Origin of the sequence: Tenacibaculum sp. 190524A02b (assembly GCF_964036645.1) — a bacterium.
Lineage (GTDB): Bacteria > Bacteroidota > Bacteroidia > Flavobacteriales > Flavobacteriaceae > Polaribacter > Polaribacter vairaonense.
In genome coordinates this window covers 2,743,493-2,758,725 of sequence record NZ_OZ038525.1, presented here as the reverse complement: position 1 = coordinate 2,758,725, position 15,233 = coordinate 2,743,493, and the positions used below count along the sequence as shown (strand labels likewise).

Genomic DNA, 15,233 nt, shown 5'->3' with positions numbered 1-15,233 from the left:
GAACAATGAAAAAAGTAATGTACATGTTAATCACTTCTTTGGTCGTAATAACCAGTTGTACGGGTGATTTTGAAAGTATAAATACAAATCCAAATGGTCAAACAGAGAAAGGATTGACACAAAGGTTTTTTCACATTGGAGGTAGGTTTACACCTATGTTTCTAAATGTGATTAATGTGACACCAGCATGGAATTATCAGTTACAGCAAGGGCTAAATGGAGATGTGTATTCAGGTTATATGACACCTCCGACACCGTTTGCTGGAAATGTTAATAATATGACTTATAACTTAATTCAGGGATGGAATAGTTTTGTTTGGTTTGATGCGTATAATGCAGGTACTGTAATGCCAAATATTAAAAATATAAAAGATGCAGTAGCAGAACTTGATGGTGGAGGGATGCAATTTTCTTATTTAGCAGATATTGTGAAAGTAGCAGCTATGCATAGGGTTTCTGATGTTTTTGGGCCAATAAGGTATACAAAATTTAATGACGTAGCTACAACAGGTCAATATGATAACCAAGAAACAGTTTATAAAGCCTTTTTTAGTGAATTAGGAGGAGCGATAGATGGACTGAAGTCTTTTGCTGATGCTAACAACGATAAGTTTAAGCCTTTTGATATGTCTGGTTTTGAAGGGAATTTAGGTAAATGGAGAAAATTTGCTAATTCACTTAGGTTAAGATTAGCAATAAGAATTTCTAAAATAGATCCAGTTTTAGCTAAAATAGAAGGTGAGAAATCTTTAGCAAGTGATGCTGGATTGCTTGACGTGGAAGATATGGTTATACACACTGATGGATTTACACACCCAATATTTACTATCAGTAATTCTTGGGGGGATATTAGAATGAGTGCGGAAATGGAATCAATTTTAAAAGGTTATAATGATCCAAGGATTGGAATTTATTTTCAAAAGTCAACTGATGCTTCTTTAGGTGGAGCGTATAAAGGAATAAGAATGGGAGTTGAAATATCTGCAAAATCGCAATACGTTGGGCATTCACCAATAGGTGAAATAATTTCAAAAGAAGAAATTGTTTGGATGACAGCCTCGGAGACTTATTTCTTAAAGGCTGAAGCGGCTTTGAGAGGTTGGTCTGGAGCAGGAGATGTTAAGCAAAATTATGAAGCAGGTATTACAGCTTCTTTTGTTCAACATAAAATCTCAGGATTAAGTACTTATTTAATGGACGCTACAAATACTCCTAATGACTTTGTTGATGCTTTAAACCCAGTAAATAATATTACATATCCAAGTGATGTAAAAATAGCTTTTAATGATGCAGGAACAAACGAAGAAAAATTAGAACAAATTATTACACAAAAATGGATTGCTATGTTTCCTAATGGTCAAGAAGCTTGGAGTGAGTTTAGAAGAACAGGATATCCAAGAGTATATCCAGTAGTGGTGAATAACAGTGGAGGAGAGATTGATACTAACATACAAATAAGAAGATTGCCGTTTATTCAAGCAGAACTTGATTCTAATGCAAGTAATGTTCAAATAGCTGTTGGTTATTTAAATGGGCCAGATACTGGAGGTACTAGATTATGGTGGGATACCGGAGGAAGTAATTTTTAAAAAGAGTCTTTACTATTAAACTTTGTTTATATGCAAGCGAGAATGGAGAGTCTGTTCTCGCTTGTTTTTAATAGATGTTTTACAACGCTTTGTCGAAAAAAATCGCGAAGACTAAGCTTGTGGTATACTTTTACTAAAGTAAGTTTCATAATATAATTTTAATATGATAATGTATAGCTCTAAAGAAATAGGATATCAGCCAGCAGGGCAATTTGAAGAAACTCGTTTTGAGAAAATTCATAATGTGGTGTTTAAGAATTCTCTGGAAGCATCAAAAATAGTAGCTTCAGAGATAGCAGAACTTATTAGGCAAAAAGCAGAGGTTAATCAACAATGTGTTTTAGGGTTGGCAACAGGGTCTTCTCCAATCAAAGTGTACGAAGAATTGGTGAGATTACATAAAGAGGAAGGTTTAAGTTTTGCAAATGTTATAACATTTAATTTAGATGAATACTGGCCAATGCAGCCAGATGATATTCAAAGTTATTATCATTTTATGCATGAACATTTATTTAATCATATTGATGTGCTTCCTGAAAACGTTCATATTCCAGATGGAACAATAAATCCTGAGGAGGTTTATCAATACTGTGTTGATTATGAGTTGAAAATTAAAGAAGCAGGAGGGTTAGATTTCCAGCTTTTAGGTATTGGAAGAACTGGTCATATAGGTTTTAATGAACCTGGGTCTCATTATAATTCTAGCACAAGGAGTATTACTTTAGATCATATTACAAGAGCTGATGCTTCTTCTAGCTTTTTAGGATTGGATAACGTTCCTAAAAAAGCTATCACAATGGGAATTAGTACAATTAAAAAAGCTAAGAGAGTAGTGTTGTTAGCTTGGGGTGAAGGAAAAGCAGGAGTAATTCAAAAAACTATAGAAGGAGAGATTAGTGCACAAGTTCCAGCTACTTATCTTCAAGAACATGGGAATACAACATTTGTTTTAGATGAGGAAGCTTCCTCTGAGTTAACAAGAATAAAAACTCCTTGGTTGGTAACTTCTAGTGTATGGACAGAAGAATTAAAGAAAAAAGCAATTTTTTGGTTAAGTGATAGGGTTGGGAAGCCAATCTTAATGTTAACTGATAAGGATTATAATGAGTACGGAATGGCAAGTTTGTTGGTTGAGGAAGGAAGTGCTTACGAGTTAAATATTAAAATGTTTAACTCATTACAAAGAACCATAACAGGTTGGCCAGGAGGAAAACCTAATGCAGATGACTCAAAAAGACCAGAAAGAAGTGAGCCAGCTAAAAAAAGAGTTATCATTTTTAGTCCGCATCCAGATGATGATGTAATTTCTATGGGAGGTACTTTTGATAGATTAGTTGAACAAGGCCATGAAGTTCATATAGCATATCAAACATCTGGGAATATAGCAGTGTCTGATGATGATGCTATGCGATTTGCTGAGGTGTCTAAATTCTTAAGTCCTAATTCAGAAAAAATAGATAGTGTTATTTCTTCTATATTGAAGAAAGGGGCAAATGAAATAGATGCATTAGATGTTAGAAAGTTAAAAGGGGAAATAAGGAAGGCGGAGTCATTTGGAGCAACAAGATATTTAGGAGTTCCAGATAAGAATGTACACTTTTTAAATTTACCATTCTATGAGACAGGTAAAGTAAAAAAGGATAACTTATCAGATGCAGATATAAAAATTATGTGTGATTTAATCGCAGAAATAAAACCGCATCAAATTTATGCTGCTGGAGACTTGGCAGATCCTCATGGGACCCATAAAGTGTGTTTAGATGCTCTTTTTGAGTCTTTAGAGGTGTTGAAAAAAGAAAGTTATATGAATGATTGTTGGGTTTGGTTGTATAGAGGAGCTTGGTTTGAATGGCAACCTTATGAAATAGAAATGGCTGTGCCTATGAGTCCAGATCAAGTGGTAAAAAAGAGACATGCTATTTTCTATCACCAATCACAAAAAGATAAAGTGATGTTTCAAGGGGATGATACTAGAGAATTTTGGGTTAGAGCTGAGGATAGGAATAGGTTGACCGCTGAAAAATATCGAAAATTAGGAATGGCTGAATATGCAGCTATAGAAGCTTTTAAACGTTATCACTTTTGATTAAGTAGATGATGGAATAGCAAAAATTAAGGGGATTTTAAAAAATAAAGCTTTGTTAAGCTTTTAAATATTTGATATGTTAAAAAAAATAATAAACAGTTTGCTGTTAGTAAGCTTTGTGCTTTTTGGATTAAAATTTTATGGGCAACATACTTCATCTAACTTATATAATTTGATGCCATGGCCTAAAGAGTTTAAGGCTGATAGTAATGAGGTTAGAATAGATGAAAATTTCACAATTTCTTTAAATAAAAAAGAGCCCAGAGTTTATAATGTAGCAACTAAGTTTATTAGAAGGCTGGTAAATAGAACAGGGGTTTTTGTAGAGAAAGGTTTTCCTTTAATAAATAGCTCTAATGCTACTGTTAAGGTAACTTTTGATAATGTTGGAGATTTAAGTTTGGTAATGGATGAATCTTACAAATTAAAAGTGGGGAAAAAACAAGTTGAGGTAATTGCAAAAACTGACTTAGGAGTGATACGTGGATTAGAAACATTATTACAATTAGTGGATAGTAATGTTGATAGTTTTTATTTTAAAGGAGCGTTTATTAAGGATGAACCACGTTTCGGATGGAGAGGATTAATGATTGATGTAGCAAGACATTACCAACCATTAAGTGTGATTAAAAGAAACTTAGATGCTATGGCTTCGGTAAAGATGAATGTGTTTCATTGGCATCTTTCAGATGATCAAGGGTTTAGAGTAGAGTCTAAAAAGTACCCTAAATTACATCAAGTGGCATCGGATAATCAATATTATACTCATAATGAAATAAAAGAAGTTGTAAGTTATGCACATGACTTAGGAATAAGAGTAGTGCCAGAAATAGATGTTCCTGGTCATGCAACAGCTATTCTCACAGCATATCCTGAGTTTGGTAGTAAAGATAATTATGATTATAAAATAGAAAGATTTGCAGGAGTTTTTCATCCTACACTGAATCCCATTAATGATGAAGTATATACTTTTTTAGATAATTTATTTGCAGAATTAACACCATTGTTCCCTGATAGTTATTTCCATATAGGAGGTGATGAAAATGAAGGGAAACATTGGGATGAAAATCATGAGATACAAAAGTTTAAGAAGAAAGAAGGGTTAACTAGTAATCATGATTTGCAAACATATTTTAATGTTAGGTTAGAAAAGATTTTAAAAAAATACGGAAAAAAATTAATGGGGTGGGATGAAATAATGACGGATCATATGCCTAAAACAGCAGTTATTCATTCTTGGAGAGGGAAACATGAAGGAATTGAAAAAGGGACTATGTATGAGGCTGTTAAAAAAGGTTATAATGCAGTATTATCCAAAGGGTACTATATTGATAGAATGAAGTCAGTAGACCATCATTACCTTTCTGATCCAGCTGGTGAGGAAAAGCTTACAAAAGAAGAGAATGATAGAATGTTAGGAGGTGAAGTAACAATGTGGAGTGAACTAGTTACTCCCTTAACTATAGACTCTCGTATTTGGCCAAGAACAGCTGCTATAGCAGAAAGATTTTGGTCAGAAAAAGAAGTTAGAGATTTAAAAAGTATGAGAAGACGTTTGAGGTATGTTAATGCTCAACTAGAAGAACTTGGAATAACTCATATAAGAAACAAAAATGTTATTCTAAGAAATATCGCTAGGCATAATGATATTGGTTCTTTAAATATTTTAACAGATATTTTTGAACCTTTAAAAATGTATGAACGAAATAAAGGAGGTACTGAATACAAATCTTATTCACCTTTTACGCTTTTTGCGGATGCATGTTCTGCTGATGCAATTGATGCCTATGGATTTAATGAATTAGTAGGAGAGTATTTGGTTAAACCTAATGAGGGTGTTAAGAAGCAATTGATTGTTTATTTTGAAAAATGGAAACAAGGGTATGTTGACTTTTTAAAGCTACCATCAAACCCTAATCTAAAAGAATTGAACAAGCATTACGAAGGATTATCTAAGTTATCTAGAATTTGCCTAGATATTTTAGATGGGGCTAAAATGACAAGTAAAAAGGAGAAGGAAATAAAAAGTTTGATAGCGTATTTGAAACAACCAATGGTGGATACAGAGTTAGTTATTTTATCCTCTTTGGAGAATTTGGTAAAAATGCATACCAAGAAAAAAAATAAAGCATAAGGTTTAAAAATAGCTAATTACTGTTTTTAATCTTTTAATAATTTACAAACTAAGGTGTAACTCTTTAATATTAAACCCTATGAATTATAACGTAACATTAAAAGAAATAGCATTAAAATCAGGAGTATCAGTATCAACAGTTTCTAAAGCTTTGAATGATAGTCACGAAATTAGCACTTTAACTAAAGAAAGGGTATCTAAAATAGCAAAGTCATTAAACTATAGACCTAATTTTTTTGCTAAAAATTTAAAAAAGAGAGAAAACTATATTATAGGGGTCATACTTCCAGATTTAAAAAATGACTTTTTTTCTAATCTTTTAGTTGGTATAACAGAAGAAACCAGTATGAAAAAACATAGAATAATGGTGTATCAAACTTGTAATAGCCCTGAAAAAGAAATGATTTATACTAAATTGTTGTCAGAGGATATTATTGATGGTTTAATTATATCACCTTCATTGTTTCCACAAAGACATGCTGAAGACAACAAATATCTTATTAGGCTTTCTGAAAAGCATTTGCCAATAATTGTTATCAATAAAATGGTAAATAGTATAGTGCATTCTAATAAGAAATTAGTAAAAGATTCTAATGGATTAAAATTAGGGAAAGATTTAGTAAATAACTTATTAGATAAAATAAAACATTATAATTTACAATTAGACGTTTCTTAGAATACTTATTATGATATTAATTGCAGATAGTGGCTCTACAAAATGTGATTGGATTTTACTGGATGATTCTAGTAATAATATAATTACAAGAGAAAGAACCAAAGGAATAAATCCTTCCGTTTTAAAAAAGAAAGATATAGTTGAAATTTTCAACAGTTGTTCAAAGCTTTTTAAATACCAACAATATATACATACCATTTATTTTTTTGGTGCTGGTTGTAATAACTCGGCGAGTGAAGAAAAAATAGAATTAATACTTCGTAATAATTTTGAAAATGTATCTACAGTTATTGTAAAAGAAGATTTAATGTTGGCTGTTTTTGCTGCTTCTCAAGATCCGTCTGTAGTTTGCATTTTAGGAACAGGGTCTAATTGTTGTTTTTTTAATGGAGAGAAGATTGAGCAAAGGGTGAAAGCAATGGGGTATATGTTAATGGATGAGGGAAGTGGCAATCATTTAGGAAAAGAAGTGTTAAAGAGTTATTATTATAAAAAGTTACCAGATGACTTAAGGTTTTCATTAGAAAAAAGCTTTAAAATGAGTGATGAAAAGGTATTGAAGAAGTTATATAGCTCAAAAATGCCTAATAAATACCTTGCAAAGTTTGCTCGTTTTCTATTTGAAAATATAGAGCATCCATATGCCAAAGAAATAATAACTTTATGTGTAAGTGAATTTATAGATAAGCAATTACTTCAGTATAAAGAAGAACTAACAAAAGTACCATTGTATTTTATTGGTTCAGTAGGTTATCACGCTCAAGAGATTATTGAAAAAGAATTATTGAAAAGAGGTATAAAACAGCCTGAAAACTTTATAAGAAGACCGCTTAATGCTTTTATAGAGTCAATCAGTAATCAAAAAGTAGTTCTACAAAAAGTAGTGTAAATTTATTCTACTTTATTTAACTTAAAATCAATGTTGGGTTATCATAAGATACTAGTAAGTAGTTCTATGAATAAAAAGTCGGGATGAAAGGATTCGAACCTTCGATCTCTGGTCCCCCAGACCAGCACTTTAACCGGACTAAGCTACATCCCGATACTAATTTGCAAAACTAAAAAATTCTAGGAATAATCCTAGAATTTCTTATCAAGAATAAATATTATTAATAAGAGCTATTATTAAAATATACTCTCATTTAGAATAACGTTCACCTACTTTAAATATTGCTTTTAAGCAGTTAAAGGTTTTCCTTTTAATCTTTTGTCTATACGTTGCTTAACTGCTGTTAAGCGCTTCATGATGTCCATTAAGTTACTATCTTTAGTTTCTTTATATACTTCATTAATTTCTAATATCAACGCTTTGGCCTCTCTAGAAGCTAATATTCGATCACTAGTAGTAACAAATTTGAACTTTCTGTTTTCAAACTCCTCAGCTTTACTAATTAATTCTGTCATATTTAAGTGTTTCTTCTTTTAATTAAAATTATCTTTACAATTCCGGTTTGGTGTTGATTATAAATTGAAAAGACTTAATATTTGTAGTCTTACATACACGGTTTATTTTCTTATAGCAGCTAAATACTATAAAAAATGGGGTTCAAATATAGGGTTATTTACGGTTTTTTATGTTAAAAAAGAATCAAAATATATTATATTCTGATAAATTTTCATTATATAGGTCTAAAAAGCTAGTTTTTAAACGCTGTTAGTAAAGTACTTCTCTATCAAATATAATAAATCTTTTGAATTTTTAAAATTTTATCTAGTGTTTTTTTTGTATATAAACTAAATATATCTCATATAATTGTGAATTAGGTGCTAAATAAATAGTAAATTAAGAAAAAAATGAATAATACAATAAATATAAAAAATAATGAAACGTGTATTCATGATTCTTTTTTGCATAACAATATTGAATGGTTGTTCAAGTCAAAAAACATTTCAACAGTTTTTTAATACTCATAAGAATGAAATTGGAGTAACCGCTTTTCAAGTTCCTAACTTTATGAGAACAATTTTAAGTAGCATTTCACCTGAAATAAATGGCTTTTTTGGAAATGTTAAAGACTTTAAGTTTATTACATTTAATGATTTATCAGATTTTAAAAGGCAAACTTTGGTTAATGAAATTAATTTAGTGACTGATAATGGGTTTTCGGATATATTACGTGTGAATTCATTAGAAAAGACAAAAATTGTTTCTGTTGTAGAAGATGGGGATATTGTTAGAAAAGCTATTATTTTTAATGCTAATGTTACAAAAGCTTCAGCTTTTTATTTAAAAGGAAATTTTGATCCTAATAAGTTAAAAGTTTTATCTGAAACAAATCAATTTGAAGATTTATCAAGTAAATTATTACAACATTATCAAACTCCATTATCTTCGCCAACTATTGAACCTATAAAAATTAATTAATGAGAGCCTTTTTTTTAATTGTTACGTTATTGATAATAACTTCGTGTAATTCTCAAGGAAAAAGAAAGTTACTTGGAGAAACTGACTTTCAAAGAGAACTGAATAGTAAGTTTAAAGATGCGAGTACTTCACCATTGACTAAAAAAGGATTAAAAAAGTTTAAAGGATTGGAGTTTTTTTCTGTAAATGATAAGTTTAAAGTACTAGCTAAATTGATAAAAACACCAGATGCACCTACTTTTAATTTTCCAACAACTACAAGTAGAGTAGCTGTGTATAAGAAGTATGGAGAAATTGTTTTTGAAATTGATGAAAAAGAATTTAAGTTGGATATTTATAAAGATGTAAATCCTTCAGATAAGTATAAAAATAATTTGTTTCTACCTTTTTTAGATAAAACAAACGGGAAGACTTCTTACGGTGGAGGAAGGTTTATAGATGTATTAACTACTGATGAAAAAGCCAACGGAACTATTGAGATAGACTTTAACAAGGCATACAACCCATATTGTGCTTATAGTGATCGATATTCATGCCCAATAACACCTCAAAATAATTATGTAGATATAGCTATTGAGGCTGGTGTAAAAGCATATAAAAAGTAAAAATCCAGCATTGCTGGATTTTTACTTTTTGTAATTTTTATTTAGAAGGAGGTGTTAATCCTTCCTGACTATCCTGTGCTATCGCATTTGCGATAGCTTTTAAATAAGGTTGTCTTAGTTTTAATTTTGTAGCAGCATGTGCTTTTAAATTAAGTTGTCCAAACATTTCAGCTATTTTAATAGCGGTAGGTAATAAGTGTTCAGTAGGAACAATCTTATCTAGAAAACCAGCATTGATAGCATTTTTAGGGCTGTAAATTTCGGCATTATTAATACTTCTTTCAAGGTAAATTGGTGCTAATCTAGCCTTGGCAATTTCAATTCCAGCATTGTGCATAGTCATTCCTATCATTACTTCGTTAAAACCTATTTTAAAATCTCCTTCAGCACCAATTCTATAATCAGTAGAAAGTAGTAAAAAAGCTCCTTTAGCAATTGCATGCCCACTACAAGCAGTAATAATAGGCATTGGAAAAGATAACATTTTTAAAGATAATTTAGATCCTTTTGTAACTAGTTCAAGGGCTGAATCAGGTGAGGCTACCATACTTTTTAAGTCATAACCAGCTGAAAAAATGCCTGGTTGTCCAGTTAATATTACTGGTTTTTGGTAGCTTTCAGCTTTGTCTAAATATGCATTTAATTCGTCAATTACTTCATGAGAAATAGCATTTGCTTTTCCATTGTTAATTGTAATTATGCTATAATTTGTTTCTTCTTTGTAGTTAATAAAATTACTCATTAAATTATAAAAATGTTTTAATTAAAAAAATGCCTCCAAAAACAGCAAGAAACCCAACTAATAAACTTGAAAGAGAGTATAAAAGAAAGGAAGTATAATCCCCTGTTTTTAAAAAAATATGGTTTTCGTAAGCAAAGGTAGAAAAAGTGGTAAATCCACCACAGAACCCAGTAGCTAGTAATAAGGTGTGATTTGTAGTTAGTGATGTGTTTTTAGTTGCTAGGCCTAAAATAATACCAATAAAAAAACTACCTAAAATGTTAGCCGCAAAAGTTCCAAAAGGAAAACTCTGATGTGAATTGTTTAGTAGTTTACTTATAGCATAGCGTAAAACGCTTCCAGTACCACCACCTATAAATATCAAGAGAAGTTGTTTCATTATTTGCGAAAATAAGAAAACCTCACGAGAAAGTGAGGTTTATATAGTGTTGCTACTACTTATTATTTAATAGGGTAGTAAATATCCGTTTGAATATCTTCAGGCTTTACTTTTGTAGGGTCATTTACATATAGTTCCCATATAGGAAAGGTCATTTCTAATTTGTTTTGAGAAATATAATCAGCTAAGGCTTGATGTGCCATTTCATCACCAACACCATAGTTTCCAAATTTAGAAATCATTAGTGCTTTTCCTTTTGGTAACTTGATAGTTTCCATTCCTTCAGCGGGTTTTACGCTCTTATTTAATAAAAGCCCGATATAGAATTCTGTTTCTTTTGAAGCTTCATCATACTTTGTGTAAACTGAACCAGGAATAAAATCTCCTTCTTTTAACCCGCTTTTAATAGCATAAGTACCAGCTTTAGGTAAATCTGCCATAAAAAGCCTTGTCATTTCATCATGATCTATTTTTATTTTATGTGGATATCCTATAAAAGTTAAACTAGAAGATTCTTTAGCATAAATAGTACTTAATCTACATTTTGGAGCTTCAGGAATTGTACTTGTAATTACTTTATCTAAATTGGCTAAGCCTTTTTCTTGCATTGAACCTAACATGTTATCCCATCCGCCAGAAATTGCTGCAAACATTTTAAATATAAATGGAGATTTATCTGCTTTCATGCCCCAAGTTACTTTGGTGCCTTCTTCAACTTCATTAAACTTCCAATAAATTCCGCTTGGATCTCCGTTGTTAAAAGACATTTCTTGATCTATAAACGTATTAGGTTCAATAGCTATGGTTTTCATGGCTCCAGGGCCATCTTTACTAGTCCAGCTATTAGAAGCTCCAACACCAACAGTTTTGTCGCCGTAAGTAACTACAATAGTTGAGTCTTCATCATGCCAAGGACCCCATTTTTCCCAAGTTTTTAAATCATTAACGGTGTTAAAAGCATGGGCTATAGGTGCTTTTACTACTTTACTTCGTGTAATGTTATAATTACCAGAGTAAGTGCTTACATACAATAATCCTAAAAGGATGATAGCTAGTAAAAAAAGAAAAAAATACTTTAAAAATTTCATGGTTAATAAAATTTGGTTGCGGAGTGAATTTACAAATTTTATTGATGTGAAAAAAAGTTAAGGACTTGATTTTTATGCTTGTTTGGTTTTTAGTGTTTTGTGCAATTGAGTAGTTTTGTTACAAGATTTCCTCTTTGCTTGTTACGAGTTCCTTTTGTCTTGTTGCTGGTTTCTCTTTGCTTGTTATGAGTTCCTTAGGTCTTGTAGCTGGTTTCTCTTTGCTTGTTACGAGTTCCTTTGGTCTTGTAGCTGGTTTCTCTTTGCTTGTTACGAGTTCCTTTGGTCTTGTAGCTGGTTTCTCTTTGCTTGTTACGAGTTCCTTTTGTCTTGTTACTGGCTTCTCTTTGCTTGTTACGAGTTCCTTTTGTCTTGTTACTGGCTTCTCTTTACTTGTTAAGAGTTTCTTTCGCTTTGTTGTGAGTTTTATAGGGTATTAAAAAACAAATCAGAGGCTAAAAGCCTCTGATTATAGAAAAATTTATATATAAGTAACTTATTTTAATTCAATATCATTAGCATCTGTCCAGTTCCACTTACCAACAATGTTTCCTTTTTCTACAGTTAAAACACCAGGGTTAGCTCTAACTGCTGTTTTAATAGCTTTTTCATCACAACTACCAAAGGTATAAGGCAGGTTGTATTCTTTTTTAAATGCGTTTAACGTATCGTAATTTTCTTCATAAATAACATCTGCCATCATAATATCAGAAGTTAAAATATAAATTTCATATCCTTTCTTTTTAGCTTCAGCAGCTACTTTTGAAATTTCTTGTAATCCTTCTTTACTAACTTTTTCAGTGGTGGTCATAAAAATAAGCATGGCTTTATTTTTAGATAGCATTTCTTCCATCTTGTCACCATCTGCAGTGCTTATTTCAAAATCATGAATAGGAGGTACTTCATCACTATTTTCCTGGTATTGCATTCCTTGCTCAATATTAGTTCCAATTGAGTAAGCTCTAAAATCAATAATAGGTAAATGTGTTAATACATAATAAGCAATTACTAAGGAAAGAAATGCAGAAGCATAGGTAGTTAAAGTTGATACTTTTTCAGAAATTAAAGGCTTTATGTATTTAATACCTAAAATTAAAATGATAATGAATATCATAAAAATAACATTTTTATAAAATGTTTCTTTAGGTGTTAATTTAACAGCGTCTCCAAAACAACCACAATCTGTTACTTTATTGTAGGTGTATGAGTACCAAGTTAAGAATAAGAATATTAAATTTAGCCCGAATAAACTCCAAACTGTAAGTTTAGGTTTGTAGCCAACTAAAAGCATCACACCTAAAACTAGTTCAGAAACAATTAAAAGAATAGCAAAAGGTAATGCAACTGGAATTAGAAATTCTAAATTTAAAACATCTGCACTAAAATATTCTTCAAATTTGTATTGAGAACCTATAGGGTCTACCAATTTTACAAATCCAGAATAAATAAATAAAAGTCCTACAAGTACTCTTGAAATATGGGTCAGTAATTTTAATATCATATTGATAGGGGTTTTAAGGTTAACTGTCTAATTCTGAATGATGAATTAAAGCAAAAATAGCATAATTAATCATATCTTGGTAATTGGCATCAATACCTTCTGAAACTAATGTTTTTCCTTTATTATCTTCAATCTGTTTTACTCGGAGTAATTTCTGAAGAATTAAGTCAGTTAAAGAAGAAATTCGCATATCTCTCCAAGCTTCACCATAATCATGGTTTTTATTTTCCATTAGTTCTTTGGTTATGGCAATGTGTTTGTCATATAAAACAGCGGCGTCTTCAGTTGATAAATCGGGCTGTTCAACAACACCAAGTTCTAACTGAATTAGAGCCATTATAGAATAATTGATAATGCCAATAAACTCAGGCTTTTCTCCTTCGTCAACTTTTCTTATTTCATTTTCTTGCAATTGTCTAATACGTTGGGCTTTAATGAATATTTGATCTGTTAATGAAGGCAAACGTAATATTCTCCATGCGCTTCCGTAATCTGACATTTTTTTAACAAATAAATCTCGACATGTTGCCACAATCGAGTTGTATTGTTCTGAAGTATTTTGCATTTTTTGTTTTCTGAAATAATAAGGTAAAAATAATAAAACCATTAGGTTTTCCTTTATTTTTACCAAATAATTTATTTTAACTATTATGAAATTAGAAAATATAGTAGTCTTTTGCGGTTCCAGTAAAGGCTATAGTTCCATTTATGAGCAAGCTGCAATTGAATTAGGAAATTATTTTGCAAAAAATAATTTGCAAATGGTTTATGGTGGTGGTAAAGTTGGTTTAATGGGGGTAGTAGCTAATACAGTTTTAGATCAAAAAGGAAAAGTAATAGGTGTAATTCCAAATTTATTAAGAAAAGAAGAGGTAATACATGCAGGTGTTACAGAGTTGATAGTTACCGATACAATGAGTGAACGTAAAGTAACTATGAGCAAACTAATAGATGGGTATATTGCTTTGCCTGGTGGATTTGGTACGTTAGATGAGCTTTTTGAAGCATTAACATTACAGCAGTTACATATTGAACAAAAACCAGTTGGTGTGTTGAATATAAATGGTTTTTTTGACGCTACACTAAAGCAACTAGATTTTATGGTAAAAGAAGGTTTTTTAAAACCTGAAAATAGGGCATTTTTATTAGTAGATACTACTGTAGAAGGGTTGATGGAGCAAATGAAAAACTATAAAGCGCCAGAGAAAAAAGATATAATAGATAAAGTTGTACGTTAGATGACAATTAATTGTAAAGGGAATTTAATAGATGTATCCTCACCCAAAGTGATGGGGATTTTAAATATAACTCCAGATTCATTTTTTGATGGAGGGAAGTATACAGATGAAGGTAGTATTCTTAGGCAAGCTGAAAAAATGTTACAAGAAGGTGCTGCATTTATTGATGTTGGTGCCTATTCATCAAGACCTGGTGCTGCACATATATTGGAAGATGAAGAATTGAAAAGAATTGTTCCTGTTATTAATTTATTAGTGAAAGAATTTCCTGATATTACTATATCTGTAGATACTTTTAGAAGTAAAGTAGCTAAGGAAACAGTGTTAGCAGGTGCAGCAATTGTAAATGATATTTCTGGAGGAAAAATGGATAATGCTATGTTTTCTACTATAGCGGCTTTACAGGTGCCTTATATTATAATGCATATGCAAGGTACACCTCAAAACATGCAAAATAGCCCTCAGTATGAGAATATTGTTAAGGAAATAATTTCATTTTTTGCAGAACAGTTGTTTAAATTAAGAGCATTAAAAGTAAATGATGTTATTATTGATGTAGGTTTTGGTTTTGGAAAAACAATTGCTCATAATTTTGAATTATTACAAAAGTTGTCTTTGTTTGAGAGTTTAGAGGTGCCAATTTTGACTGGTGTTTCTAGAAAGTCTATGTTATATAAAACGTTAGGTATTACAGCTAAAGAAGCGTTAAATGCTACTACAGTAGCTAATACTATAGCCTTGATGAATGGTACACATATTTTAAGAGTTCATGATGTAAAAGAAGCAGTAGAAGCAGTTACAATTTATAAGCAATTAAATTTATAGTATAAGAA

At 31.0% G+C, this 15,233-nt stretch carries 15 protein-coding genes and 1 tRNA gene; 9 read left to right on the top strand and 7 right to left on the bottom strand.

Annotated features, from left to right (window positions below):
• Positions 1–5: 5 nt before the first annotated feature.
• From ABNT65_RS11270 to ABNT65_RS11250, 5 genes are all read left to right on the top strand, one after another.
• Positions 6–1,589 (top strand): RagB/SusD family nutrient uptake outer membrane protein, encoded by a 1,584-nt coding sequence (locus tag ABNT65_RS11270; protein ID WP_348745867.1) that lies wholly within the window; start codon positions 6–8, stop codon positions 1,587–1,589.
• 163 nt (positions 1,590–1,752) lie between these two features.
• Entirely contained in the window at positions 1,753–3,675 is a 1,923-nt protein-coding gene (gene nagB, locus ABNT65_RS11265) for a glucosamine-6-phosphate deaminase (RefSeq protein ID WP_412766821.1), read from the top strand.
• Between the two features lie 76 nt (positions 3,676–3,751).
• The gene (locus ABNT65_RS11260) at positions 3,752–5,809 is read left to right on the top strand and encodes a beta-N-acetylhexosaminidase (RefSeq protein WP_348745866.1); all 2,058 of its coding nucleotides are present in this window, start codon (positions 3,752–3,754) and stop codon (positions 5,807–5,809) included.
• 79 nt (positions 5,810–5,888) lie between these two features.
• Entirely contained in the window at positions 5,889–6,485 is a 597-nt protein-coding gene (locus ABNT65_RS11255) for a LacI family DNA-binding transcriptional regulator (protein WP_348706911.1), read from the top strand.
• Positions 6,486–6,495: 10 nt separating this feature from the next.
• Positions 6,496–7,374 (top strand): BadF/BadG/BcrA/BcrD ATPase family protein, encoded by an 879-nt coding sequence (locus ABNT65_RS11250; protein WP_348706910.1) that lies wholly within the window; start codon positions 6,496–6,498, stop codon positions 7,372–7,374.
• A 78-nt stretch (positions 7,375–7,452) separates the two neighbouring features.
• Here the strand turns inward: ABNT65_RS11250 and ABNT65_RS11245 are convergent.
• A tRNA-Pro gene (locus tag ABNT65_RS11245) sits at positions 7,453–7,527 on the bottom strand.
• Between the two features lie 134 nt (positions 7,528–7,661).
• Entirely contained in the window at positions 7,662–7,889 is a 228-nt protein-coding gene (locus tag ABNT65_RS11240; RefSeq protein ID WP_348706909.1) for a hypothetical protein, read from the bottom strand.
• A 418-nt stretch (positions 7,890–8,307) separates the two neighbouring features.
• On the opposite strand from ABNT65_RS11240, the gene ABNT65_RS11235 reads away from it, so the two are divergent.
• Both ABNT65_RS11235 and ABNT65_RS11230 read left to right on the top strand, forming a co-directional pair.
• A complete protein-coding gene (locus ABNT65_RS11235; RefSeq protein WP_348706908.1) occupies positions 8,308–8,850 on the top strand; it encodes a DUF4252 domain-containing protein in 543 nt (180 codons plus the stop codon).
• Positions 8,850–9,455: a DUF1684 domain-containing protein gene (locus tag ABNT65_RS11230; RefSeq protein ID WP_348706907.1), complete on the top strand. Its 606-nt coding sequence runs from the start codon at positions 8,850–8,852 to the stop codon at positions 9,453–9,455. Before ABNT65_RS11235 ends, ABNT65_RS11230 begins: the two co-directional genes overlap by 1 nt.
• A gap of 37 nt (positions 9,456–9,492) precedes the next feature.
• Here ABNT65_RS11230 and ABNT65_RS11225 read toward each other — a convergent pair whose 3' ends face one another.
• The 5 genes from ABNT65_RS11225 to ABNT65_RS11205 all read right to left on the bottom strand — a co-directional run bounded on the left by ABNT65_RS11225 (position 9,493) and on the right by ABNT65_RS11205 (position 13,727).
• Complete coding sequence (locus tag ABNT65_RS11225) at positions 9,493–10,197, bottom strand: crotonase/enoyl-CoA hydratase family protein (protein ID WP_348706906.1); 705 nt, start codon at positions 10,195–10,197, stop codon at positions 9,493–9,495.
• A gap of 4 nt (positions 10,198–10,201) precedes the next feature.
• Entirely contained in the window at positions 10,202–10,576 is a 375-nt protein-coding gene (gene crcB, locus ABNT65_RS11220) for a fluoride efflux transporter CrcB (protein ID WP_348706905.1), read from the bottom strand.
• 62 nt (positions 10,577–10,638) lie between these two features.
• On the bottom strand, positions 10,639–11,664 hold the full coding sequence (locus ABNT65_RS11215; protein WP_348706904.1) for an SRPBCC family protein: 1,026 nt from the start codon (positions 11,662–11,664) through the stop codon (positions 10,639–10,641).
• A gap of 493 nt (positions 11,665–12,157) precedes the next feature.
• The gene (locus ABNT65_RS11210) at positions 12,158–13,162 is read right to left on the bottom strand and encodes a DoxX family protein (protein ID WP_348745865.1); all 1,005 of its coding nucleotides are present in this window, start codon (positions 13,160–13,162) and stop codon (positions 12,158–12,160) included.
• Between the two features lie 19 nt (positions 13,163–13,181).
• Positions 13,182–13,727: a DUF1599 domain-containing protein gene (locus tag ABNT65_RS11205; RefSeq protein WP_348706902.1), complete on the bottom strand. Its 546-nt coding sequence runs from the start codon at positions 13,725–13,727 to the stop codon at positions 13,182–13,184.
• Between the two features lie 85 nt (positions 13,728–13,812).
• On the opposite strand from ABNT65_RS11205, the gene ABNT65_RS11200 reads away from it, so the two are divergent.
• Positions 13,813–14,400 (top strand): TIGR00730 family Rossman fold protein, encoded by a 588-nt coding sequence (locus ABNT65_RS11200; protein WP_348706901.1) that lies wholly within the window; start codon positions 13,813–13,815, stop codon positions 14,398–14,400.
• Positions 14,401–15,225: a dihydropteroate synthase gene (gene folP / locus ABNT65_RS11195; protein ID WP_348737764.1), complete on the top strand. Its 825-nt coding sequence runs from the start codon at positions 14,401–14,403 to the stop codon at positions 15,223–15,225. It abuts the gene before it with no gap.
• Positions 15,226–15,233: the final 8 nt, after the last annotated feature.

What these genes read in the sequence shown, in the direction of transcription:
- ABNT65_RS11255 (WP_348706911.1), top strand. Translation starts at nt 5,889, where the DNA reads ATGAATTATAACGTAACATTAAAAGAAATAGCATTAAAATCAGGAGTA.
- folP (WP_348737764.1), top strand. Translation starts at nt 14,401, where the DNA reads ATGACAATTAATTGTAAAGGGAATTTAATAGATGTATCCTCACCCAAA.
- ABNT65_RS11225 (WP_348706906.1), bottom strand. Translation starts at nt 10,197, where the DNA reads ATGAGTAATTTTATTAACTACAAAGAAGAAACAAATTATAGCATAATT.
- ABNT65_RS11205 (WP_348706902.1), bottom strand. Translation starts at nt 13,727, where the DNA reads ATGCAAAATACTTCAGAACAATACAACTCGATTGTGGCAACATGTCGA.
- ABNT65_RS11270 (WP_348745867.1), top strand. Translation starts at nt 6, where the DNA reads ATGAAAAAAGTAATGTACATGTTAATCACTTCTTTGGTCGTAATAACC.
- ABNT65_RS11235 (WP_348706908.1), top strand. Translation starts at nt 8,308, where the DNA reads ATGAAACGTGTATTCATGATTCTTTTTTGCATAACAATATTGAATGGT.
- ABNT65_RS11210 (WP_348745865.1), bottom strand. Translation starts at nt 13,162, where the DNA reads ATGATATTAAAATTACTGACCCATATTTCAAGAGTACTTGTAGGACTT.
- ABNT65_RS11260 (WP_348745866.1), top strand. Translation starts at nt 3,752, where the DNA reads ATGTTAAAAAAAATAATAAACAGTTTGCTGTTAGTAAGCTTTGTGCTT.
- crcB (WP_348706905.1), bottom strand. Translation starts at nt 10,576, where the DNA reads ATGAAACAACTTCTCTTGATATTTATAGGTGGTGGTACTGGAAGCGTT.
- nagB (WP_412766821.1), top strand. Translation starts at nt 1,753, where the DNA reads ATGATAATGTATAGCTCTAAAGAAATAGGATATCAGCCAGCAGGGCAA.
- ABNT65_RS11250 (WP_348706910.1), top strand. Translation starts at nt 6,496, where the DNA reads ATGATATTAATTGCAGATAGTGGCTCTACAAAATGTGATTGGATTTTA.
- ABNT65_RS11200 (WP_348706901.1), top strand. Translation starts at nt 13,813, where the DNA reads ATGAAATTAGAAAATATAGTAGTCTTTTGCGGTTCCAGTAAAGGCTAT.
- ABNT65_RS11240 (WP_348706909.1), bottom strand. Translation starts at nt 7,889, where the DNA reads ATGACAGAATTAATTAGTAAAGCTGAGGAGTTTGAAAACAGAAAGTTC.
- ABNT65_RS11230 (WP_348706907.1), top strand. Translation starts at nt 8,850, where the DNA reads ATGAGAGCCTTTTTTTTAATTGTTACGTTATTGATAATAACTTCGTGT.
- ABNT65_RS11215 (WP_348706904.1), bottom strand. Translation starts at nt 11,664, where the DNA reads ATGAAATTTTTAAAGTATTTTTTTCTTTTTTTACTAGCTATCATCCTT.